This is a genomic window from Janibacter cremeus, assembly GCF_029395675.1.
GTDB classification, from domain to species: Bacteria; Actinomycetota; Actinomycetes; order Actinomycetales; family Dermatophilaceae; genus Janibacter; species Janibacter cremeus_A.
On record NZ_CP115184.1, the window covers coordinates 1991861 to 2014023 of the forward strand.

General features: G+C 67.1%; 19 protein-coding genes and 3 rRNA genes. 7 read left to right on the forward strand and 15 right to left on the reverse strand.

The window, feature by feature from the left end:
• Positions 1-129: 129 nt before the first annotated feature.
• On the forward strand, positions 130-477 hold the full coding sequence (locus O9K63_RS09330; RefSeq protein ID WP_277237293.1) for a DUF485 domain-containing protein: 348 nt from the start codon (positions 130-132) through the stop codon (positions 475-477).
• Positions 477-2096 carry a solute symporter family protein gene (locus O9K63_RS09335; protein WP_277237295.1) on the forward strand — a complete coding sequence of 540 codons (1620 nt, stop codon included), beginning with the start codon at positions 477-479 and terminating at the stop codon, positions 2094-2096. The genes O9K63_RS09330 and O9K63_RS09335 overlap by 1 nt, the downstream gene beginning before the upstream one ends.
• Positions 2097-2188: 92 nt before the next feature.
• On the opposite strand, the gene bioB is transcribed toward O9K63_RS09335, so the two are convergent.
• Genes bioB through O9K63_RS09355 form a run of 4 tightly spaced genes read right to left on the reverse strand, consistent with a single transcriptional unit; the run spans position 2189 to position 5186 of the window.
• Positions 2189-3250, reverse strand: a complete 1062-nt coding sequence (gene bioB / locus O9K63_RS09340) for a biotin synthase BioB (protein ID WP_277237296.1) — start codon at positions 3248-3250, stop codon at positions 2189-2191.
• A 27-nt stretch (positions 3251-3277) separates the two neighbouring features.
• On the reverse strand, positions 3278-3916 hold the full coding sequence (locus tag O9K63_RS09345) for a CbiQ family ECF transporter T component (protein ID WP_277237297.1): 639 nt from the start codon (positions 3914-3916) through the stop codon (positions 3278-3280).
• The gene (locus O9K63_RS09350; RefSeq protein ID WP_277237299.1) at positions 3913-4602 is read right to left on the reverse strand and encodes an energy-coupling factor ABC transporter ATP-binding protein; all 690 of its coding nucleotides are present in this window, start codon (positions 4600-4602) and stop codon (positions 3913-3915) included. Before O9K63_RS09350 ends, O9K63_RS09345 begins: the two co-directional genes overlap by 4 nt.
• Positions 4602-5186, reverse strand: coding sequence for a biotin transporter BioY (locus O9K63_RS09355; protein ID WP_277237301.1), 585 nt, complete (start codon positions 5184-5186; stop codon positions 4602-4604). The genes O9K63_RS09350 and O9K63_RS09355 overlap by 1 nt, the downstream gene beginning before the upstream one ends.
• An 84-nt stretch (positions 5187-5270) precedes the next feature.
• Here O9K63_RS09355 and O9K63_RS09360 point away from each other — a divergent pair, with 84 nt between their 5' ends.
• On the forward strand, positions 5271-5900 hold the full coding sequence (locus O9K63_RS09360; protein WP_277237302.1) for a TetR/AcrR family transcriptional regulator C-terminal domain-containing protein: 630 nt from the start codon (positions 5271-5273) through the stop codon (positions 5898-5900).
• A 2-nt stretch (positions 5901-5902) separates the two neighbouring features.
• On the opposite strand, the gene O9K63_RS09365 is transcribed toward O9K63_RS09360, so the two are convergent.
• Positions 5903-6772 carry a phenylalanine 4-monooxygenase gene (locus tag O9K63_RS09365; RefSeq protein ID WP_277237304.1) on the reverse strand — a complete coding sequence of 290 codons (870 nt, stop codon included), beginning with the start codon at positions 6770-6772 and terminating at the stop codon, positions 5903-5905.
• Positions 6773-7090: 318 nt separating this feature from the next.
• Between O9K63_RS09365 and acs the strand changes: the two genes are divergently transcribed.
• Positions 7091-9034, forward strand: coding sequence for an acetate--CoA ligase (acs, locus tag O9K63_RS09370; protein WP_277237305.1), 1944 nt, complete (start codon positions 7091-7093; stop codon positions 9032-9034).
• Between the two features lie 138 nt (positions 9035-9172).
• Here acs and rrf read toward each other — a convergent pair.
• The 4 genes from rrf to O9K63_RS09390 form a co-directional block, all read right to left on the reverse strand.
• Positions 9173-9289 (reverse strand): 5S ribosomal RNA (gene rrf, locus O9K63_RS09375).
• A 111-nt stretch (positions 9290-9400) separates the two neighbouring features.
• Positions 9401-12520, reverse strand: a 23S ribosomal RNA gene (locus O9K63_RS09380).
• A gap of 418 nt (positions 12521-12938) precedes the next feature.
• Positions 12939-14463: ribosomal RNA gene (locus tag O9K63_RS09385) — 16S ribosomal RNA — on the reverse strand.
• The 16S, 23S and 5S rRNA genes sit together here, the layout of an rRNA operon.
• A 573-nt stretch (positions 14464-15036) precedes the next feature.
• Positions 15037-15906 (reverse strand): glycerophosphodiester phosphodiesterase, encoded by an 870-nt coding sequence (locus tag O9K63_RS09390; protein WP_277237307.1) that lies wholly within the window; start codon positions 15904-15906, stop codon positions 15037-15039.
• A gap of 245 nt (positions 15907-16151) precedes the next feature.
• Between O9K63_RS09390 and O9K63_RS09395 the strand changes: the two genes are divergently transcribed.
• Both O9K63_RS09395 and O9K63_RS09400 read left to right on the forward strand, forming a co-directional pair.
• A complete protein-coding gene (locus tag O9K63_RS09395) occupies positions 16152-16610 on the forward strand; it encodes a phage holin family protein (protein ID WP_277237309.1) in 459 nt (152 codons plus the stop codon).
• Between the two features lie 89 nt (positions 16611-16699).
• Positions 16700-17599: an alpha/beta fold hydrolase gene (locus tag O9K63_RS09400; protein ID WP_277237311.1), complete on the forward strand. Its 900-nt coding sequence runs from the start codon at positions 16700-16702 to the stop codon at positions 17597-17599.
• On the opposite strand, the gene O9K63_RS09405 is transcribed toward O9K63_RS09400, so the two are convergent.
• Together O9K63_RS09405 and nth are read right to left on the reverse strand one after the other, a co-directional pair.
• Complete coding sequence (locus O9K63_RS09405) at positions 17493-18173, reverse strand: NUDIX hydrolase (RefSeq protein WP_277237313.1); 681 nt, start codon at positions 18171-18173, stop codon at positions 17493-17495. The genes O9K63_RS09400 and O9K63_RS09405 overlap by 107 nt on opposite strands.
• Complete coding sequence (nth, locus tag O9K63_RS09410; RefSeq protein WP_277242302.1) at positions 18170-18847, reverse strand: endonuclease III; 678 nt, start codon at positions 18845-18847, stop codon at positions 18170-18172. Before nth ends, O9K63_RS09405 begins: the two co-directional genes overlap by 4 nt.
• A 137-nt stretch (positions 18848-18984) precedes the next feature.
• Between nth and O9K63_RS09415 the strand changes: the two genes are divergently transcribed.
• Complete coding sequence (locus tag O9K63_RS09415) at positions 18985-19662, forward strand: Crp/Fnr family transcriptional regulator (protein WP_277237315.1); 678 nt, start codon at positions 18985-18987, stop codon at positions 19660-19662.
• Between the two features lie 218 nt (positions 19663-19880).
• Here O9K63_RS09415 and O9K63_RS09420 read toward each other — a convergent pair whose 3' ends face one another.
• The 4 genes from O9K63_RS09420 to O9K63_RS09435 form a co-directional block, all read right to left on the reverse strand.
• Complete coding sequence (locus tag O9K63_RS09420) at positions 19881-20585, reverse strand: MBL fold metallo-hydrolase (protein ID WP_277237317.1); 705 nt, start codon at positions 20583-20585, stop codon at positions 19881-19883.
• Between the two features lie 101 nt (positions 20586-20686).
• A complete protein-coding gene (locus tag O9K63_RS09425; RefSeq protein WP_277237318.1) occupies positions 20687-21520 on the reverse strand; it encodes an NUDIX hydrolase in 834 nt (277 codons plus the stop codon).
• Positions 21520-21984 (reverse strand): RidA family protein, encoded by a 465-nt coding sequence (locus O9K63_RS09430; RefSeq protein WP_277237320.1) that lies wholly within the window; start codon positions 21982-21984, stop codon positions 21520-21522. Before O9K63_RS09430 ends, O9K63_RS09425 begins: the two co-directional genes overlap by 1 nt.
• Positions 21984-22142, reverse strand: coding sequence for a DUF4177 domain-containing protein (locus tag O9K63_RS09435; protein WP_277237322.1), 159 nt, complete (start codon positions 22140-22142; stop codon positions 21984-21986). Before O9K63_RS09435 ends, O9K63_RS09430 begins: the two co-directional genes overlap by 1 nt.
• Between the last annotated feature and the right edge of the window lie 21 nt (positions 22143-22163).

The window sequence follows — 22163 nt, forward strand, 5'->3', positions numbered from 1 at the left end:
GCACGGCGACGCAGGACGCACGTCGACCGCGGAGCACGACCCGGACGCGCACGGCAGGCCCGCTCCTGCACCAGTGTTGGTCCATCCGGCCGGAGCCGTCCGGACCCACCAACTACCCGGAGGTGTGTTGTGAGCAACGACGCTCCCACGCTCGGCGAGCGCTACATCGCCGTCCAGGAGTCCGAGGATTTCGGCGAGCTGCGCCGCAAGTTCCGCGGATTCGTCTTCCCCGTCACCGCGTTCTTCCTCGCGTGGTACTTCCTCTACGTGCTGCTGTCGATGTTCGCGCCCGACTTCATGGGCACCCCGGTCTTCGGCAGCATCAACATCGGTCTGCTCCTCGGGCTGGGCCAGTTCGTGACCACCTTCGCGATCACGATCATCTACGTCCGCTGGGCCGACCGGGTCTTCGACCCGCGCGCTGAGGCACTGTCCGCCAGCGTCGGCAGCCACGAGACCCCGGAGGTGGACGGCTGATGAACGCCCTGAGCACCCTGGCCGCTGCGACCACGACCGGCTCGCCGACACTGAACATCACGATCTTCGTCGTCTTCGTCGTCGCGACGCTGGCGATCGTCATCAAGGTGGCCTCCGGCCACAAGACCGCCAGCCAGATGTACACCGGCGGCGCCGCCTTCTCCGGCCGGCAGAACGGGCTCGCCATCGCCGGCGACTACCTCTCCGCCGCGAGCTTCCTCGGGATCGCCGGAGCCATCGCCCTGCAGGGGTATGACGGCTTCCTCTACTCCATCGGCTTCCTCGTGGCCTGGCTCGTCGCCCTGCTCCTGGTGGCCGAGCTCTTCCGCAACACCGGCCGCTTCACACTGGCCGACGTGCTGTCCTACCGGTTGCGCCAGCGTCCGATGCGCATCGCCACGGCCAGCTCGGTCCTCGCGGTCTCCTTCTTCTACCTGCTGGCCCAGATGGCCGGCGCCGGATCCCTCGTCTCGCTGCTCCTGGGCGTCGACGGCGCGATGGCGCAGAACGTCGTCATCGCCGTCGTCGGCATCGTCATGGTCAGCTACGTGATGATCGGTGGCATGAAGGGCACCACCTGGGTGCAGATGATCAAGGCCGTGCTGCTGATCTTCGCCGTGGCGATCATGACCGTGTGGATCCTGGGCAGCTACGGCTTCAACTTCTCCGCCCTCATGCAGGCCGCGGTCGACAAGAGCCCCACCGAGGTCGGGGACAGGCTCCTCGAGCCGGGCCTGAAGTACGGCGAGAGCCTGACGACGAAGATCGACTTCATCTCCCTCTCGCTCGCCCTCGTCCTCGGGACCGCCGGACTCCCCCACGTCCTGCAGCGCTTCTACACCGTCCCGACGAGCAAGCAGGCCCGCAAGTCGGTCGAGTGGGCCATCTGGCTCATCGGTGGCTTCTACCTGCTGACCCTGGTCATCGGTTACGGCGCCGGCGCCCTCGTCGGTCCGGACGTCATCAACGACGCCCCGGGCAAGGCGAACGCCGCCGCACCGCTGCTGGCCTTCGAGCTCGGCGGGTCCTGGCTGCTCGGCATCGTCTCGGGCATCGCCTTCGCGACGATCCTCGCGGTCGTCGCCGGGCTGACGATCACCGCGAGCGCGAGCTTCGCCCACGACCTGTACAACCAGGTCTTCAAGAACGGCGAGGCCACCCAGGAGCAGGAGGTGAAGGTCTCGCGCTACGCGGTCATCGGTATCGGCATCGTGGCGATCCTCGGCGGCATGCTCGCCAAGAACCAGAACATCGCCTTCCTCGTGGCCCTCGCCTTCGCCGTCGCGGCGAGCGCGAACCTCCCGACGATCCTCTACAGCCTCTTCTGGAAGCGCTTCAACACCCGTGGGGCGCTGTGGTCGATGTACGGCGGCCTCGGGTCGGCGATCGTCCTCATCGCCTTCTCCCCCGTGGTCTCCGGGTCCGAGACGGCGATGATCCCGGGCGCCGACTTCAGCATCTTCCCGCTGGCCAACCCGGGCCTGATCTCGATCCCGCTGGGCTTCACCCTCGGCTGGCTCGGCACGATCTCCAGCAAGGAGTTCAACCGCGCCAAGTACGCCGAGATGGAGGTGCGCAGCCTCACCGGTCACGGCGTGGCCGAGATGGTCGACCACTGAGCCGACCCGAGGAGCGTGCGCAGCACGCGCCCCGAAGGGGGGAGAGCCGCGGCTCTCCCCCCTTCGTCGTGCGTCAGGGCAGTGCGGGAAGGTCAGGCATTGGCTGGGGCCTGCGTGCCCGCGCCGCGCCGACGGATGACCGGGTCCGTGGCCGTCGCGGGGTCGTCCGCCGCAGCCTGTGCCCCCAGGACGACGAAGCCGTTGTCCGCGAGGAGGTCGAGGTCCTCCTGGGCGGCCTGCCCCTCGGCCGTGAGGTAGTCCCCGAGGAAGATCGAGTTGGCCACGTGCAGCCCGAGCGCCTGCAGGCTGCGCAGGTGCATCTCGCGGCCGGCGGCGATGCGGATCTCCGTCGAGGGCGCGAGGAGCCGGGCGGCCGCCAAAATCCGCAGGCAGCGCAGCGGCGTCAGCTCCCACGTCTGCTGCTTCGGGGTCCCGTCGAAGGGGATGAGGAAGTTGATCGGGATCGACTCCGAGCCCATCTCGCGCAGCGCGACGAGCGCCTCGACGAGCTGCTCGTCACTCTCCCCGAGCCCCGCGATGAGCCCGCTGCACGGGGAGAGGCCGGCACCCTGCGCCTTCGCCACCGTGCGGACCCGGTCCTCGTAGGTGTGCGTCGTGACGATCTGGTCGTGGTGCGACTCCGCGGTGTTGATGTTGTGGTTGTAGGCATCGGCCCCGGCCTCCCGCAGCCGCTCGCCCTGCCCGTCCCGGAGGAGGCCCAGGCAGGCGCAGACCTCGACGTCGGGACGCTCGTCCTTGATCGCACCGACCATGCCGGCGACCCGCTCGACGTCGCGGTTGCTCGGGCCCCGGCCGCTGGCGACCAGGCACACGCGGGACGCGCCACCGCGCAGCCCGGCCCTGGCCTGCTCGAGCGCCTCGTCCTCCGTGAGCCAGGTGTAGCGCAGGATCTCGCTCGTGGAGCCGAGCGCCTGGGAGCAGTAGCCGCAGTCCTCGGGGCACATCCCGGACTTGAGGTTGACGAGGTAGTTGACCTTGACGGTCATGCCGAAGTGCGCGCGCCGCAGCCGGGCGACGGCGGCCACGAGGTCCAGCACCTCCTCGTCGGGTGTCCCCAGCACAGCCAGGGCGTCCTGCGGCGTCGCCTCCGCCCCGGCGAGGATGCGGTCGACGAGGTCGTCGTGGGTTGTCATGGGGCTACCTCCGGTGTCTGGGTCTGGTCAGTCGTCCCCCACGCCACGGGCGTGGAGGGCCTCGCCCGTCGCCTGGGCGTCGGCGACGACCCGGATGGCGAAGGGGGTGAGTCGGGCCCGCACATCGCGCTCCAGTCCGCGGGCGCGGGCCGCGTCACGGGTCTCCTCGGCGAGCCCGATGGTGGCGGGGATGGTGCGGAGCACGAGGGAGAAGGCGAGCGCCACCCGCTCGGGGTCGATCCGGAGCCGGTGCCCGGGGAGACGACGGAGGAGCCTCGATGGCGGCTCCAGGGCACGCTCGACGACGTCGAGCATGGCGTCGACCGGCGTCGTCGTGGTGACGACGGTGGCCAGGAGGACGAGGGCGACGAGGTCCCCCACGGTCTCGACGGCTCGCGGCCAGCCCTCCTGGCGGGTGAGCCAACCACCCAGCACGAGGACGAGGAGCAGCAGCCAGCGCAGTGCCCGGACCAGGTCGCGACCAGGCGTGCGCGCAAGGGCGAGGAGTACCACGGCGACACCGAGGGCGAGGAGCGCCGACTGCCATCCCCGGACGACTGCGACGAGCGGACCGGCCACGAGCAGGGCCAGCAGCTTCGCCCCTGCCGGCAGCCCGTGCAGGAGCGTCTCGGCGGGTCGGTACGCGCCGACGAGCAGGCTGCTCATGCGCTCACCCGGTACTGCTCGACGACCTCGGCGGCGGGCCCGTCTGCGACGACACTGCCCCCGGCGACCAGGAGGGCCCGGTCGCACCTCCCGGCGAGCTCGAGGTCATGGGTCACGAGGACCAGCTGCTGGGGCAGGGCCATCAGCAGGTCCCCGACCCGGCGGGCGTTGGTCAGGTCGAGCAGGGTGGTCGGCTCGTCGGCGACGAGGACGTCGGGGTCGAGTGCGAGCACGCCCGCGAGTGCGAGCAGCTGGGCTTGGCCTCCCGAGAGCGCGTGCACGCTGCGGTCCTCGAGTCCGCCCAGGCCGTGGGCCGTGAGGACCTCGCGGACGGCCTGCCGCCGGACCTCGGGATCCCGGTGGATGCGGCGCAGGGAGAGGGCCACGTCCTCCCCCGCCGTCGGCATCACCAGCTGGGCCCGGGGATCGGTGAAGGAGAAGGCGACCCGGCGACGCACCGCACGCCCCTCGCGGGCGACGTCCAGCCCGTCGACGCGGACCGTGCCGGTGGTCGCCGTCACGAGCCCGTTGAGGAGACGCGCCAGGGTGGACTTGCCGGCGCCGTTCGGACCGATGAGGGCGACCCGGTGCTCGGTGAGGTCCAGGCTCGTCCGCTCGAGGACGAGGCGGTCACCGTCGGCCGTGGTCCGCCGGACGGTGACGTCCTCGAGCTCCAGGCGGGCCATCAGGACTCGCGACGCAGCAACCCGGGGAAGGCCCGGTGCACCGCTGCGGCGACAGCCACCGTGGCGGTCAGCTTGATGACGTCGCCGACCCAGAAGGCGGCGTCCACCGTCGCTGCGGCCGACCAGTCGAGGTCCGCCCGAAGGTGCAGGCCGACGATGCCCGCGCCGTGGATGAGCACCACGGCGAGCAGGCCACCGACGAAGAGCGCGGCGGCACCCGGGGTCCCGGACCGGCGGGTGAGGGCGGTGGCGACGGCACCGATGACCGCTGCACCGATCACCATGCCGATGATGTACCCGCCCGTCGGCCCGCTGAGGACGGGCAGGCCCGACTTGCCGTTGGCGAAGACGGGCAGGCCGGCGGCACCGACGCCGATCCACAGCACCACGGCCATGGCCCCACGTCGAGCGCCCAGGACCGCCCCGGCGAGCAGCACCCCGAAGGTCTGCAGCGTGATCGGCGCGAAGGCCGAGACGTTGATGGCGGGCAGGATCGAGCACACGGCGATGAGGGCGGCCAACGCCGCGACGAGTGCGAGGTCGACGGACGCGACACGGTCCCGGGTGGCCAGCTGGGTCGTCACGGTCGATCCTCCGTCGTCGTACTGAACGCCGTTCACCGGCGGTGAACGGCGTTCAGATTAGGGCGCGGGAGAGGTAGGGTCAAGTTGATCCGCAGCACGCACCAGGACGAAGGGAGGGCCGTGCCCGACGCCCGCACGCCCCGCTCGGGCCCACTCACCCGCACCCTCCTCGTCGACACGGCGCTGGCGATCCTCGCCCGGGCGGGTCTACCCGACCTGACGATGCGCGCGATCGGCACGGAGCTCGGCGTGCGGCAGAGCGCGCTGTACCACCACGTCGACAACAAGCAGGCGCTCCTGGGGGCCGTCGCCGACGAGATCCTCTCGCGTGGTCCGCGTGGCCCGGCCGGGACCGGGGACGACTGGCGGCGCCGGGCACGCCACCGGTGCGCCGACCTCCACGCAGCGGTGACGGCCTACCCGGACGGCGCCGACCTGGTCATGAGCATGTGGGCCTTCGGGATGGGCGCGCAGGCCCCCTTCGTCGAGCTGCGCGACCTGCTGGTCGAGGCCGGCCTGTCCGACGAGGTGGCCCCGACGGCGGCCCGCACCCTCCTGCACTTCGTGTATGGGCACGCCTACGACGAGCAGTCCCACGAGCACGCGGCCCGCTCCGGGATCACCCCGGGCGAGCGCGCGTCGACGGACTTCGACACCGGCCTGGACATCGTGCTCACCGGCATCAGCACGCTGCCGGGACTCGCCGGGGGCTGACCTCAGGCCGGCGCGCCGGCCTGGGCGCGAAGCTCGGCCGCGCGGTCGTCGTCGACGGTGGCGAAGAAGTCCCCGACGACGTCCTCGAGGTGGCCCAGCCCCCGGGCCGCGAAGAGGATCGGCTGGTACTTGGTGATGTCGTAGTTGAGTGTGCCCATGTCCGCGAGGTCCAGGTCCCGGATCTCCATGGAGGCGTACTCCTGGATCTCCCCGTAGCTGGAGAGGATCCCGGCCCCGTAGGCCTTGAGGTCGTCCCCGTCGTAGGCGACGCCGAACTCGATGGAGAACCAGAAGACGTCGGCGACGAACTGCATCGCCTCCTCCGTCTCCAGCCTCAGCGAGGCCTCGCCGGCGGCCTGCGTGATCGCGGCGAAGCGGGGGCTGGCCAGCTGGTTCGCGTGCCCGATGACCTCGTGGATGATGTCGGGCTCCGGCGTGTACAGCGGCTCGGCGCCATGGCGCAGGTACTGCGTGGAGTTGAAGGTCTGGTTGGCCAGGTCGGCGTAGAAGTCGCGCAGCGGCACCAGTCCCGGCGCGCAGACGTAGCGCCATCCGGTCAACGGCAGCAGCCGCTCGCTGACCTCGTGCAGCTGCGGGACGTGGTCGGCGGGCAGGGCCAGCCGCTCCTTCGCCGCGAGGTACTCGGGGTGCGCGTGGACCTCGTGCAGGGGCGCGAGCTCACGGCTGACCTGCCGCCAGACCGCGTGCTCGTCCTCGGTGTAGTCGATGGACGGAACGGGCTCGTGACGACGGTCCCACCGCAGGGCGGTCCCTGCGATCTCACCCCGCCGACGCAGGTACTCCGCGTCGTCGCGGCCCGGGTGGGTGTCCGCCAGATGGACCTCCACGGTGCCGTCGTCGTGCTCGGTCACGGGTGAGTACAACTGTCCCTCGGTGAACACATCACCACCTCCTTGTGGTCAGTCAACACTGACAGATCACGCTCTTCCAGGCCACGGACGCGCAGATCACTGGTCAGGATGTGCAGTGCGTCGCCCATCCGCTCCCCCGGTTCCTGGGCACAGTGCGTACCCCGGGGGCACGTGTCCCGCGGCCCCTGCCGCTCGTCGCCCCGGGACCGACGTCCGGCGACGGCGAACGGACATCGATTGTGCTCGTGACCACATCGGGGGAAAGTAGGGGTGGTACACACCGTGCGGTGACGCACGGCCACTCGATGAGGAGGACACGTGTCGGACTACGCCCCGAGCACCGAGTTCGCCGACCAGGCGGTCGGCAAGGCAGCCCTGTACGACGAGGCCGCGGCAGACCATGAGGGATTCTGGGCCGCGCGTGCCCGCGAGTACGTCACCTGGAGCAAGGACTTCGACACCACGCTCGACTGGACCGACGCCCCCTTCGCCAAGTGGTTCGTCGGCGGCGAGCTCAACGTCGCCTACAACTGCGTCGACCGCCACGTCGAGGCCGGCAACGGCGACCGCGTCGCCATCCACTTCGTCTCCGCCAACGGCGACGACGACCGTGCGATCACGTACGCGGACATGCAGCGTGAGGTCGCCAAGGCCGCCAACGGCCTGGAGTCCCTGGGCGTGGAGAAGGGCGACCGTGTCGCCATCTACATGCAGATGATCCCGGAGACGATCTTCACGATGCTGGCCTGCGCCCGTATCGGCGCGCCGCACTCGCTCGTCTTCGCCGGCTTCTCCGCCGACGCGCTGCGGGCCCGGATCGAGGATGCGGACGCGAAGGTCGTCGTCACCAGCGACGGGCAGTTCCGCAAGGGCAAGGCCATGCCGTTGAAGAAGGCCGTCGACGATGCCGTCGCGGGCACCTCGGCGCAGAAGGTGCTCGTCGTCAAGCGCACCGGCATCGACGTCGACTGGGACGACGAGCGGGACATCTGGTGGGACGACGTCGTCACCCCGGCCGCGGACACCCACGAGGCGGTCGCCCACGACAGCGAGCACCCCCTCTTCCTGCTCTACACCTCCGGCACGACGGGCAAGCCCAAGGGCATCCTGCACACCTCGGGCGGATACCTCGTCCAGTGCGCCTACACCAACGCCGTCGTCCACGACCTGCACCCGGAGACCGATGTCTACTGGTGCACCGCCGACATCGGCTGGGTGACCGGCCACAGCTACATCGTCTACGGCCCGATGGCCAACGGCGCCACGCAGATCGTCTTCGAGGGCACCCCGGACAGCCCACACAAGGGCGTCTTCTGGGAGATCGTCCAGAAGTACGGGGTCTCGATCCTCTACACCGCTCCCACCGCCATCCGCACCTTCATGAAGTGGGGTCAGGACATCCCGGAGCAGTACGACCTGTCCTCCCTGCGGGTCCTCGGCTCCGTCGGCGAGCCGATCAACCCGGAGGCCTGGCGCTGGTACCGCGAGCACATCGGCGGCGGCCACACGCCGATCGTCGACACCTGGTGGCAGACCGAGACGGGGGCGATCATGAACTCCCCGCTCCCGGGCGTCACCGACCTCGAGCCCGGCAGCTCCCAGGCGCCGGTCCCCGGTATCCACGCCGAGGTCCTCGACGACGAGGGCAACCGCCTCACCGACCCCGAGGCGGTCGGCTACCTCGTGCTGACCAAGCCGTGGCCGGCGATGCTCCGCGGGATCTGGCGGGACCCGGAGCGGTACAAGGACACGTACTGGAGCCGCTTCGGCCCCGACCTCTACTTCGCCGGTGACGGCGCGAAGTACGACGAGAAGGGCAACATCTGGATCCTCGGCCGCGTCGACGACGTCATGAACGTCTCCGGCCACCGGATGTCCACGGCCGAGATCGAGTCGGCGCTCGTCTCGCACGACAAGGTGGCCGAGGCCGCCGTCGTCGGGGCGTCGGACCCCACGACCGGCCAGGCGATCGAGGCCTTCGTCATCCTGCGTCAGGACGCGGCGACCGAGGCCGACTCCGAGGGCGGCAACGAGCTCGTCACCGAGCTGCGCAACCACGTCGCCAAGCACATCGGCCCGATCGCCAAGCCGCGCTCGATCATGATCGTCTCCGAGCTGCCCAAGACCCGCTCCGGCAAGATCATGCGGCGGCTGCTGAAGGACGTCGCGGAGAACCGCGAGGTCGGCGACGTCACCACGCTCGCCGACTCCTCGGTCATGTCCCTGATCCAGGACGGCATGTCCAAGTCGTCCAGCGACTGATCCACCACGACGAAGGGGGCCTGCCCACCGGTTACCGGTGGACAGGCCCCTTCTCGTGTGCCGTGGGACGGGATCCCCCCACATCCGGACGCACGAAAGCCCCCAACGGTGTGGTTGGGGGCTTTCGTGTGAATGGTTGTCCGGCTGCGTCCTACTCTCCCACACCGTCTCCAGTGCAGTACCATCGGCGCTGAAAGGCTTAGCTTCCGGGTTCGGAATGGGACCGGGCGTTTCCCTTTCGCTGTGACAGCCGTAACTCTATGGAAATACGATTTGCAGTGTCACCCCGAGCGGGTGGCTGACCGTATCTCGGGAACTGCACAGTGGACGCGAACGTGTCTTTCTTTACGCAACAAGTGTTGTGTGTGTATCAAGTCATCGGCTTATTAGTACCAGTCAGCTGCATGCATTGCTGCACTTCCACATCTGGCCTATCAACCCAGTCGTCTACTGGGAGCCTCTCGAACCGTAGTTCATGGAAACCTCATCTTGAGACATGCTTCCCGCTTAGATGCTTTCAGCGGTTATCACTCCCGAACGTAGCTAATGAGCGGTGCCCTTGGCAGAACAACTCACACACCAGAGGTTCGTCCAACCCGGTCCTCTCGTACTAGGGTCAGCCTCTCTCAAGTTTCCTACGCGCACAGCGGATAGGGACCGAACTGTCTCACGACGTTCTAAACCCAGCTCGCGTGCCGCTTTAATGGGCGAACAGCCCAACCCTTGGGAGATACTCCACCCCCAGGATGCGACGAGCCGACATCGAGGTGCCAAACCATCCCGTCGATATGGACTCTTGGGGAAGATCAGCCTGTTATCCCCGGGGTACCTTTTATCCGTTGAGCGACGGCGCTTCCACAAGCCACCGTCGGGTCACTAGTTCCGACTTTCGTCCCTGCTCGACATGTCTGTCTCGCAGTCAAGCTCCCTTGTACACTTGCACTCGCCACCTGATTGCCAACCAGGCTGAGGGAACCTTTGAGCGCCTCCGTTACATTTTAGGAGGCAACCGCCCCAGTTAAACTACCCACCAGGCAATGTCCCTGATCCGGATCACGGACCGAGGTTAGATAACCAGAACGACCAGAGTGGTATTTCAACGATGACTCCACACGCACTGGCGTGCATGCTTCAACGTCTCCCACCTATCCTACACAAGCCGTCCCGATCACCAATACCAAGCTATAGTGAAGGTCCCGGGGTCTTTCCGTCCTGCTGCGCGTAACGAGCATCTTTACTCGTAGTGCAATTTCGCCGAGTTCGTGGTTGAGACAGTGGAGAAGTCGTTACGCCATTCGTGCAGGTCGGAACTTACCCGACAAGGAATTTCGCTACCTTAGGATGGTTATAGTTACCACCGCCGTTTACTGGGGCTTAAATTCTCCGCTTCGGCCACAAAGTGGCCTAACAGGTCCTCTTAACCTTCCAGCACCGGGCAGGCGTCAGTCCGTATACATCGTCTTGCGACTTCGCACGGACCTGTGTTTTTAGTAAACAGTCGCTTCTCCCTGGTCTCTGCGGCCCTTTCCCCTAGCCCGTGAAGAGCTTCAGGGTCCGGGCCCCCCTTCTCCCGAAGTTACGGGGGCATTTTGCCGAATTCCTTAACCACGATTCACTCGATCGCCTTGGTATTCTCTACCCAACCACCTGAGTCGGTTTGGGGTACGGGCGGCTAGAACCTCGCTAGAGGATTTTCTCGACAGCATAGGATCACCCTGCTTCCCGCTAAAGCGGTCACCATCAGGTCTCAGGCACATGAGCTGCGGATTTGCCTACAGCTCGCCCTACACCCTTGGACGTGGACAACCATCGCCACGCGGAGGCTACCTTCCTGCGTCTCCCCATCGCTTGACTACTACCAGATCGGGTCACGCGTTCCACCCACCGGCGGGATCCGAAGATCCCTGTGGTGGGCTTCAGGCGCTTAGCATCACTGGATTCGTCAGGGGCGGTTCTTCGCCGGTTCCGGAATATCAACCGGATGTCCATCGACTACGCCTGTCGGCCTCGCCTTAGGTCCCGACTTACCCAGGGCAGATTAGCTTGACCCTGGAACCCTTGGTTATTCGGCGGACGGGTTTCTCACCCGTCTTTCGCTACTCATGCCTGCATTCTCACTCGTGTGGCATCCACGACTGGATCACTCCGCCGCTTCACTCGCCACACGACGCTCCCCTACCCATCAACACGCCTGGACACCCCCCACGAAGGAGGATGCCGAGCAGTGCGTTAATGCCACAGCTTCGGTGGTGTGCTTGAGCCCCGCTACATTGTCGGCGCGGAATCACTTGACCAGTGAGCTATTACGCACTCTTTCAAGGATGGCTGCTTCTAAGCCAACCTCCTGGTTGTCACGGCAACTCCACATCCTTTTCCACTTAGCACACGCTTAGGGACCTTAGCTGGTGATCTGGGCTGTTTCCCTCTCGACCACGGAGCTTATCCCCCGCAGTCTCACTGCCACGCTCTCACTTACCGGCATTCGGAGTTTGGCTAACGTCAGTAACCTGGTGAGGCCCATCAGCTATCCAGTAGCTCTACCTCCGGTAAGAAACACGTGACGCTGCACCTAAATGCATTTCGGGGAGAACCAGCTATCACGGAGTTTGATTGGCCTTTCACCCCTACCCACAGCTCATCCCCTCAGTTTTCAACCTAAGTGGGTTCGGTCCTCCACGACGTCTTACCGTCGCTTCAACCTGGCCATGGGTAGATCACTCCGCTTCGGGTCTAGACCCAGCGACTCACACGCCCTATTCGGACTCGCTTTCGCTACGGCTTCCCCACACGGGTTAACCTTGCCACTGAGCACTAACTCGCAGGCTCATTCTTCAAAAGGCACGCCGTCACCCCACAAGGAGGCTCCGACGGATTGTAGGCACACGGTTTCAGGATCTATTTCACTCCCCTCCCGGGGTACTTTTCACCTTTCCCTCACGGTACTTGTCCGCTATCGGTCACCAGGGAATATTTAGGCTTAGCGGGTGGTCCCGCCAGATTCACACGGGATTTCTCGAGCCCCGTGCTACTTGGGAACACTCCACGAGAGTCTGCATCATTTCGTCTACGGGGGTCGCACCCTCTGTGCCGAGCCATTCAAGACTCTTCGACTATGACGCAGATTTATCACTCCCGTCCAGGATGTCAGTCCCGGAACGAAGGTCCCACAACCCCGCACCTGCAACGCCTGACAGCTATCACACAAGTGCGGTTTGGCCTGATCCGATTTCGCTCGCCACTACTCACGGAATCACAATTGTTTTCTCTTCCTGTGGGTACTGAGATGTTTCACTTCCCCACGTTCCCTCTACCCGGCCTATATATTCAGCCGGGAGTGACTGGACTTGCCTCCAGCCGGGTTTCCCCATTCGGAAATCCTCGGATCACAGTCTGGTTATCGACTCCCCGAGGCTTATCGCAGATTCCTACGTCCTTCTTCGGTTCCTGGTGCCAAGGCATCCACCGTGCGCCCTTAAAAACTTGAGCCACAAAGATGCTCGCGTCCACTGTGTAGTTCTCAACATACGGGCAGCACCCCACCCACACGCCGACGCTGACCACACACCCACACAGGGTGCACGTGGCAGTCCGCCGACCAGGCAGGGCCCACAACCAACACACCCACCACCACAACAGCAGCAGATGCTCTCGTTGGCCATCAGGAACAAGCTCAACGCCTGAACCCTCAGGACCCAACAACGTGTCCGACACCCACCCCACGCCGCCGCGCCGCGTTCCACCACACCCCCAACGGGGCTGCAGGTACTAGCACGCGACCACCCAGGGTCACGATGTCATGATCGATGTTCCACCCAGAGCACCCGGCTGCCGGACATCCGCCGGCACAACCGAGCATGACCACCAACCACCACAACGGGTGGCCGGGGCACTAAAAGCTCCTTAGAAAGGAGGTGATCCAGCCGCACCTTCCGGTACGGCTACCTTGTTACGACTTAGTCCCAATCGCCAGTCCCACCTTCGACGGCTCCCTCCACAAGGGTTGGGCCACCGGCTTCGGGTGTTACCGACTTTCGTGACTTGACGGGCGGTGTGTACAAGGCCCGGGAACGTATTCACCGCAGCGTTGCTGATCTGCGATTACTAGCGACTCCGACTTCATGGGGTCGAGTTGCAGACCCCAATCCGAACTGAGACCGGTTTTTTGGGATTCGCTCCACCTTGCGGTTTCGCAGCCCATTGTACCGGCCATTGTAGCATGCGTGAAGCCCAAGACATAAGGGGCATGATGATTTGACGTCATCCCCACCTTCCTCCGAGTTGACCCCGGCAGTCTTCCATGAGTCCCCACCATTACGTGCTGGCAACATAGAACGAGGGTTGCGCTCGTTGCGGGACTTAACCCAACATCTCACGACACGAGCTGACGACAACCATGCACCACCTGTATACCGACCAAAAAGGGGCACCCATCTCTGGGTGTTACCGGTATATGTCAAGCCTTGGTAAGGTTCTTCGCGTTGCATCGAATTAATCCGCATGCTCCGCCGCTTGTGCGGGCCCCCGTCAATTCCTTTGAGTTTTAGCCTTGCGGCCGTACTCCCCAGGCGGGGCGCTTAATGCGTTAGCTGCGGCACGGAACTCGTGGAATGAGTCCCACACCTAGCGCCCAACGTTTACGGCATGGACTACCAGGGTATCTAATCCTGTTCGCTCCCCATGCTTTCGCTTCTCAGCGTCAGTAGTGGCCCAGAGACCTGCCTTCGCCATCGGTGTTCCTCCTGATATCTGCGCATTTCACCGCTACACCAGGAATTCCAGTCTCCCCTACCACACTCTAGTCTGCCCGTACCCACTGCAAGTCCGAGGTTGAGCCTCGGATTTTCACAGCAGACGCGACAAACCGCCTACAAGCCCTTTACGCCCAATAATTCCGGACAACGCTCGCACCCTACGTATTACCGCGGCTGCTGGCACGTAGTTAGCCGGTGCTTCTTCTGCAGGTACCGTCACTTTCGCTTCTTCCCTGCTGAAAGAGGTTTACAACCCGAAGGCCGTCATCCCTCACGCGGCGTCGCTGCATCAGGCTTTCGCCCATTGTGCAATATTCCCCACTGCTGCCTCCCGTAGGAGTCTGGGCCGTGTCTCAGTCCCAGTGTGGCCGGTCGCCCTCTCAGGCCGGCTACCCGTCGTCGCCTTGGTGAGCCATTACCTCACCAACAAGCTGATAGGCCGCGAGCCCATCCCAGACCGAAAAACTTTCCAGACCATGCCCATGCGGACTGATCTCATATCCAGTATTAGACGCCGTTTCCAGCGCTTATTCCGGAGTCTGGGGCAGGTTGCTCACGTGTTACTCACCCGTTCGCCACTGATCCACCCCAAGCAAGCTTGGAGCTTCACCGTTCGACTTGCATGTGTTAAGCACGCCGCCAGCGTTCGTCCTGAGCCAGGATCAAACTCTCCGTTGATGATAGAAACCCTCACCCCCAGCCACAAAGGACCAGGAACGAGAGCCAATCAATAACCCAACAAAGGGCCTAAAATCCCGGCTGAGCAAGAACAACTAGCAAAATAAACTGCTAATCATCTCAATCAACCAAAAGAAAATGCTCCCCAACCAAACCAACCCACACCCACACGGGCACAGGCCAGATCAGCCAAGAAACGAGGTATTGGCATCGATCATTTGACACGCTGTTGAGTTCTCAAGATTCACACGCACACCCCACACAACCCACCAACCGGCGACCTGCACAAGGGGCAACTTCTCCATCTTGCCGCTGTCCATGCTTGGGCGTCAAATCCGTGATCCGCTCTCTGAGCGGCCGGACTGCTTGATCGCGCTTGGATCTTCAGCGGCGGTGACCCACCGTAGCAGCGAGGCTGTTCGGCTCCAAATGCGTTTCTCCGTGGTCGCGATGACCGTGGATGCTGCGATTTGAACGAGGGGCTGTCAGTCCTGGGACCGGCCTACTTGGTGCGACCCTGCAAGGGCCACCACTTGGTGTCCGTTCCTCCCTCTCGGGCTGACAGATGAAACATTAGATCACCCGTCGGCCCGACACCAAATCGCCTCTCCACGAGTGCCCGTCCGGCCCGCGACGGGTGGGTTCCGGGACGGCTCGGGTGTCCCCGCCCGGCCTCGACCCCCGCATCGGTGCCCACGCCCCCCGGCGAATCAGGACGGTGCGCAGGATGTCCGGCCGGTCGGTGATGATCCCGTCCACCCCCATGTCCAACAGCTCGTCCATCAGGGCCGGTTCGTTGACCGTCCACACCACGACGCGCACACCCAGCCGGTGGGCCCGTCGCACGAGCGAGGGCGAGTGCACCGGGAGACGCCCGAGCCGGATCGGGAGGTGTGCGAAGCGTCCGGCCACGGTCACGGCCGGCGGTTGGAGGCCCACCGTCGACGCGGAGAGGAGCGCGGCCAGGGACCGCCACCCCAGGGCGGTGCGTACGTGCGGCACCTGTGACGCCAGCAGCTGCAGCCAGCCGTCCCAGGCGCCGGCGACGCAGACGCGCTCCGCGTAGTCCCGGCGCTGGAGGAGCCGGGCCATGGGCGCGATGGCGGCGCGTTCCTTCAGATCGACCGTGAAGCAGGCATCGGGGAAGGTCTCCAGCGCCTCCTCGAGAGTCGGGATGCGCTCCGTACCCGCCACGCGCACGTGCGCGCGCAGCTGGTCGCTCGTGTGGGCGGAGACCCGACCTCGTCCCGTGGTGCAGCGGTCGAGCACCTCGTCGTGGAAGCAGACCAGTTCCCCGTCGGCGGTGAGCCGGACGTCGCTCTCGAGGTAACCCAGTCCGAGAGCGGTCGACATCGCAAAGGCCGCCAGGGTGTTCTCGGGAGCGAGGAGGGCACCGCCACGGTGGGCGATGGCCAGTGGCTGACCCTGGACTCCGTAGCTCATGTGTCCATGGTTGCCCCGGAAACAGCGATCGCCCACCCGCGCAAGTCGCATCTCGCACGGATTCAACTGATCTTCACCGGGTACATCCCCACCAGCCACCCAGTGGGCACCCACACCACGCGCAGCGGCGACCGGCGGCGTCTCGTGACCCCGCTTGCCGACGTTTCCCTCGACTCGTGGGTAGGCTTGCAACTGCACAAGGCCCGGCCCGTCAGCGGCGGGTCACCGTCGCGACCAGGAGCACCATGAGCAACGACAGCGCCACCAGCACCCCCGCCGAGCGAGCCGCCCGCCGCGTCGTCGGTCAGCCGGCCCCTGGTGAGACCGAGCGGACCGTCGGTCAGCTCGTCGCCGACGCCTCGCACGACATCTCCTCCCTGATCCAGAACGAGATCCAGCTCGCCAAGACCGAGGTCTCCCGGGGTATCTCCTTCGGGGGCAAGGGCGCGGCCTTCCTCGGCATCGCGGCCTTCCTCGCCCTGCTCGGGCTGATCTTCCTCTTCCACACCCTCGCCCAGGTCATCGCCGTCTGGCTGCCGGTGTGGGCGGGCTACCTGATCGTCACGCTGGTCCTCTTCCTCATCGCAGCGGTCCTCGGCCTCCTCGGCGTCAAGGCCATGAAGAAGGCCAAGGCGAATGCAGTGCCGCAGCGGGCCATCCGCAACGCGCAGGAGTCCATGACGGCCATCAAGCCGAGCAGCTGAACCCTTCCGACGCCGCCGCGGCCCTGGTCGAGGGGCCGTGGGAGCACCGATTCGTCTCCGCGAACGGCGCCCGGTTCCACGTCGCTGCCATGGGCAGCGGTCCTCTCGTCCTCTTCGTGCACGGCTACCCGCAGTTCTGGTGGTCCTGGCGATTCCAGCTTCCAGCGGTGGCCGCGGCGGGATACCGCGCCGTGGCGCTCGACCTCCGAGGCTTCGGGGCGAGCGACAAGCCTCCCGCCGGGTACGACGGCCCGACCGCGTGCGACGACCTCGCCGCCGTCGTGCGCAGCCTGGGCGCGGACCGAGCCGTCTTCGTCGGCCAAGGACTGGGTGGGTGGTTCACCTGGAGCATGCCGGCACTGCGCCCCGACGTGACCGCCGCCATCGCGCCGGTGGGCGTCCCCCATCCGGCGGTCTTCCACCGCGCGATGTGGCGCCACCCCCTGCAGTGGCGCTCCAACGGCCACCTCAGGGCGATGCAGGCCCCCTTCGCCTCCGGCCGCCAGGCCATGACGGTGGGTCGCCGTCTCCGTGCCTGGTCCGGACCGGACCAGGCATGGCTGACCCCGCAGGTCGTCGCGCGGTACACGGAGGCGCTGTCCGTGCCCTTCGCCGGTCAGGCGGCCGCGGAGTACCACCGGTGGCTGTACCGCTGCCCGCTCACCCCCTCGGGTGCCCGATACCTGCACCGGGTCTCGAAGGAGATCACGGTCCCCGTGCTCCACGTCCACGGACAGCAGGACCTGTCCTCGCTACCGATCCTGTCCGCGGAGAGCCGTCGCCACACGAGCGGACCGCTGCAGACCGCCGAGGTGCCGGGCGTCGGTCACTTCGTGCCCGAGGAGGCCCCGTCGCAGATGAACTCGCTCCTCGTCGACTGGCTCAGCGCCGTCCACCCCGGCCATGGAGGTACTGCCGCACGAAGCGCCACGGCAACCGCCGCCGGACGGTCTCGTCCCACGGGACGTCGATCCCCGCGGCCTCGATGAGCACCGCCAGCAGCTGTGCGGTGAACCCCCAGACGAACAGGTCCGCCACGTCGAAGCCCGGCCCGACGTAACCGGACGGCCCCTTGACCGTGAACCGGTTGGTCGGTTCGACGAGCTCCGCGACCGGCACCCACTCGACGCGTGCCACCTCGCCCCTGTCGATGACGCGAAGGGGGTGCGGCTCCCGCACCCAGCCCAGCACCGGGGTGACAGCGTTGCTGCTCGGCCCGAGCCACAGGTCGGGAAAGGAACCGATCACCTCGACCTCGGAGGGGTCGACCCCGACCTCCTCCCACGTCTCCCGCAGCGCGGCCTGGACCGGTGTCTCACCCGGATCGAGCTTGCCGCCCGGGAAGGAGACCTGGCTGGCGTGGCTGCGCAGGGTCTCCGACCGCTCCGTGAGCACCACGCGGGTCCCGTCGTCGCCGGGACCGAAGAGCATGAGGACCGCGGAACGTCGCGGCGGGTCGTCGGGCGGCTCGAAGCGGGTGAACCAGTCCGGCAGGTCCGCGTGGAGGTTCACCTCGCACTGCAGCAGCCACTCGGGCGGCTCCGCCCCGGTATGGCGGGTCATCCCCCCTTCGCCTCCGCGCCCGGCGCCAGCTCGAACTTGAGGAGCTTGGCCGCCGCCACGGGGTCGGTCTCACCCACGCCGTACGAGGGGCACCACCTGGCCACGGGGCAGGCACCGCACGCCGGTCGCCGGGCGTGGCAGGTCCGCCGTCCGTGGAAGATCAGGACGTGGCTGAGCATCGTCCACTCCTTGCGCGGGATGAGCCGCCCGACGGCCTGCTCGACCTTGACGGGGTCCTCCTCGTCCGTCCAGCCCATGCGCCGCGCCAACCGACCGAAGTGGGTGTCGACGGTGATCCCCGGGATGCCGAAGGCATTGCCGAGAACGACGTTCGCCGTCTTGCGACCGACGCCCGGAAGCGTGACCAGGTCCGCCAACCGGGGCGGGACCTGCCCCTCGTACCGCTCCACGAGGGCCGCGCCCAGCGTGATCACCGAGTTGGTCTTGGCCCGGTAGAAGCCGGTCGGTCGCAGCACCTCCTCCATCTCGGTCCGGTCGGCCGACGCGAGGTCGGCCGCGGTGGGCCAGCGGGAGAACAGCTCAGGGGTGACCCGGTTGACCGTGACGTCCGTCGTCTGCGCCGAGAGGACGGTCGCGACGAGCAGCTGCAGGGGGTCGGCGAAGTCGAGCTCACAGTGCGCGTACGGGTACCGCTCGTGCAGGGTGCGGTACATGCGGCGAGCTCGACGGGTCAGGGCGAGTGGGGACTCGACGCGTTCGGCAGACACCCTCGCAGCCTAATGGGGTGCGGCCTGAGGCTTCCGGGTGACCGCACCCCACGGAAATCCCCTCGCATGGCACACTGCGCTGTGTGAACCTCGATGTCGTACGCCGCGCCCCGCTCTTCGCGACTCTTGACGACGCCGACGCCGCCGAGGTGATGGCAACGATGACCCCCGTGCGCATGGAGCGCGGGGACGTCCTCTTCAACGAGGGCGACCAGGGTGATCGTCTGTATGTCATCACCGAGGGCAAGATCAAGCTCGGCCGCTCCTCCACGGACGGTCGGGAGAATCTGCTGGCGATCCTCGGCCCGTCCGAGATGTTGGGAGAGCTCAGCCTCTTCGACCCCGGTCCGCGCACGGCCACGGCGACCGCCGTGGCCGAGACGCAGCTGATCGGACTCGGGCACGAGCAGCTGGTCACCCTCCTCAGCAGCCACCCCCGCATCGCGGGCACGCTGCTGGGCGCCCTGGCCCGGCGCCTGCGCCGGACCAACGAGAACCTCGCCGACCTCGTCTTCACCGATGTCCCCGGTCGCGTGGCCAAGGCCCTGCTCGAGCTGAGCCAGCGCTTCGGGCGTCCCGTCGAGGAGGGCGTCATGGTCGCCCACGACCTCACCCAGGAGGAGCTCGCCCAGCTCGTCGGCGCCTCGCGCGAGACGGTCAACAAGGCGCTCGCCGACTTCGCCGGCCGTGGGTGGCTCCGCCTCGAGGCGCGCGCCGTCCTGCTCATCGACGTCGAGCGCCTCACCCGCCGCGCCCGCTGACTTGCGCGACGACACCGGCCGCAGCGCACCGCGCTGCGGCCTTCGTCGTGCGTCGGAGGTGAGGTGAGGACGCAGGGATGGCGTCGCCCGGCTCAGGCCGAAGTCGGGCCCGGCAGGACTCCGGAACCATCAGGGAGAAGGACCGACTTCGCGCCAAGGGCGATGCCGTGCCTGCGTCCGCGGAGCCTCCCGGCCCCCTTCGCCCTGTCGTGGCCGGCTCAGGCGCCGAGGTAGGCCATCTGGGCGAGGACGGACATCTTCGCGGCGGGCCACACCGAGCGGTCGACGTCCGCGTACACCGTCGCCACGACGTCATCGGCCGTCTGCGCGCCCTCGGCGAGTGCCGCGCGGACCTGGTCGAGTCGCTCGCGCCGGTGGAGCCGGTAGAAGTCGACCATCGATGCGGCGTCGGGGATCGTCGGTCCGTGACCGGGCAGGATCGAGGTGACCTCTCCCCCGCCGGTGAGTGCCTTGATGCGCTCGAGCGAGTCGAGGTAGGCCGCCAGCTCCCCGTCGGGGTGGGCGACGACGGTGGTGCCCCGCCCGAGGACCGTGTCCCCGGTCAGCAGCGCGTTGTCGGCCGGGAGGGCGAAGGAGATGGAGTCGGCGGTGTGCCCGGGGGTGGTCACCACGCGGACCTCGAGGCCCGCGGTCCGCAGCACATCTCCGTCGGAGAGGTCGTCGTGTCCTCGCCCCACGGCCTGGACGGGCGCACCGGTGAGCCGGGCCAGACGCGGGGCTCCCTCGCTGTGGTCGATGTGCCCGTGCGTGAGCACGATCCGACCGACGCGAGCCCCGAGCGACGCGACGTGGTCGACCACGCGCTGCTGGTGCGCCGCCTCGTCCTCACCCGGGTCGATCACGATCGCCTCGCTCCCGTCGGGCGGGAGCAGGACCCAGGTGTTGGTCCCGTCGAGCGTCATGGGACCGGGATTGCCCTGGAGGAGACAGTGCGCGTGCACCGTGACCTGACCGCCTTGCCACTCCCCGACGGGGACGGAGGGCTCGGGAGGACGCGCCGGGCTCACGGCAGGCTCGCGCGCATGGCCGGTCCGGCGTCGGAGATGACGAACTCGGGCATCACCGGCGCGATGGGAAGGTCCTGCTCCATGGCCGCCCGCACGGTGGTCACGGGGGCCAGCTGCTCCAGGCTGACGATCGTCGGAGGCATCAGCATGACGTCACCGTCGGTGAAGGCGTCGAGCAGCGCCTGCGGCCGGGTCCAACCGGACCGGTCCGCCTCGCTGGTGTCGCCATCGGGATCCTGGCCGATGGGGACGGCTGCGACGAAGAACCTCGTGTCGTAGCGTCGCGGCTCGACGACGGGCGTGATCCAGTGCGCCCGGTAGCGCAGCAGGTCGCTGCGCAGGACGAGCCGACGGTCCAGCAGCACCTGACCGAAACCGATCTCCCGGGCCACGAGGGCCCGACGCAGCTCCCGTGCGTCATCGAGGTCGAGCCGCGGCGGCTCACCCTCGGCGCCTGCCGGCGAGGCCAGCAGGACACCGGTCTCCTCGAAGACCTCGCGCACCGCAGCGGCGACGAGCATCCGCGCCGCGGCCTCGTCGGTGCCGAGCAGCTCGGCCCACTCCTCGACGGCCGGTCCGGCCCACGGCAGCTCGTCCTCGGCATCGCGCGGGTCGGCCGCGCCCCCGGGGAAGACGTGCATCGACGCAGCGAACTCCATCTGGGCCACCCGCCGGAGCATGAAGACCTCGAGCGGGCCCTCGTCGTCACGCAGCAGCATCACGGTCGACGCCAGTCGCGGGGTGACCGGTTCGGCGGGAGCGGCGTCGCCCTCCGCCACCCCGAGCGTTCGCCGGGCGTCGGCGTCGAGCAGGAAGTCCCGCTCGACCATCAGTCGCGCAACCTCACGGTCACCTCGACCTCGACCGGCGAGCCGAGTGGGAGCGCGGCGACGCCCACGGCGGACCGGGCGTGCATGCCCCCTTCGCCGAAGACCTCGCCCAGCAGCTCGCTGGCACCGTTGATGACCCCGGGCTGGCCGGTGAAGTCGGGTGCGCTGGAGACGAAACCGACGACCTTGGTGACCTGCTCGACGCGGTCGAGGTCCCCGATGGCGGACTTGACGGCGGCGAGCGCGTTGATCGCGCACGTCCTCGCGAGCTCCTTGGCCCGGTCCGGGTCGACCTCGGCACCGACGTGCCCGGTCTCGAGCAGCTGCCCGTCGACCATCGGCAGTTGTCCGGAGGTGAGGACGTGGTTGCCGTCCACGAGGGCCGGGACGTAGGCGCCTGCCGGTGCCGCCGGCTCCGCGAGCGTGATGGACAGCTCGGCCAGACGATCGTCGATGCGTCCCATCAGGCGCCCTTGGGCCGCTTGAGGTAGGCCACCAGGTTGGTCCCGTCCGGGCCGGGGACGACCTGGACGAGCTCCCACCCGTCCTCGCCCCACTGGTCGAGGATCTGCTTGGTGGCATGGACGATGAGCGGCACTGTTGCGTACTCCCACTGGGTCATGTCGGCACCCTACTCGTAGGG

Excerpts from the sequence above, each read along its gene's own strand:
- O9K63_RS09400 (WP_277237311.1), top strand. The coding sequence starts at position 16,700 with ATGGGCAGCGGTCCTCTCGTCCTCTTCGTGCACGGCTACCCGCAGTTC.
- bioB (WP_277237296.1), bottom strand. The coding sequence starts at position 3,250 with ATGACAACCCACGACGACCTCGTCGACCGCATCCTCGCCGGGGCGGAG.
- O9K63_RS09430 (WP_277237320.1), bottom strand. The coding sequence starts at position 21,984 with ATGGGACGCATCGACGATCGTCTGGCCGAGCTGTCCATCACGCTCGCG.
- O9K63_RS09405 (WP_277237313.1), bottom strand. The coding sequence starts at position 18,173 with ATGACCCGCCATACCGGGGCGGAGCCGCCCGAGTGGCTGCTGCAGTGC.
- O9K63_RS09435 (WP_277237322.1), bottom strand. The coding sequence starts at position 22,142 with ATGACCCAGTGGGAGTACGCAACAGTGCCGCTCATCGTCCATGCCACC.
- nth (WP_277242302.1), bottom strand. The coding sequence starts at position 18,847 with ATGTACCGCACCCTGCACGAGCGGTACCCGTACGCGCACTGTGAGCTC.
- O9K63_RS09390 (WP_277237307.1), bottom strand. The coding sequence starts at position 15,906 with ATGAGCTACGGAGTCCAGGGTCAGCCACTGGCCATCGCCCACCGTGGC.
- O9K63_RS09395 (WP_277237309.1), top strand. The coding sequence starts at position 16,152 with ATGAGCAACGACAGCGCCACCAGCACCCCCGCCGAGCGAGCCGCCCGC.
- O9K63_RS09425 (WP_277237318.1), bottom strand. The coding sequence starts at position 21,520 with ATGGTCGAGCGGGACTTCCTGCTCGACGCCGACGCCCGGCGAACGCTC.
- O9K63_RS09335 (WP_277237295.1), top strand. The coding sequence starts at position 477 with ATGAACGCCCTGAGCACCCTGGCCGCTGCGACCACGACCGGCTCGCCG.
- O9K63_RS09350 (WP_277237299.1), bottom strand. The coding sequence starts at position 4,602 with ATGGCCCGCCTGGAGCTCGAGGACGTCACCGTCCGGCGGACCACGGCC.
- O9K63_RS09345 (WP_277237297.1), bottom strand. The coding sequence starts at position 3,916 with ATGAGCAGCCTGCTCGTCGGCGCGTACCGACCCGCCGAGACGCTCCTG.
- O9K63_RS09420 (WP_277237317.1), bottom strand. The coding sequence starts at position 20,585 with ATGACGCTCGACGGGACCAACACCTGGGTCCTGCTCCCGCCCGACGGG.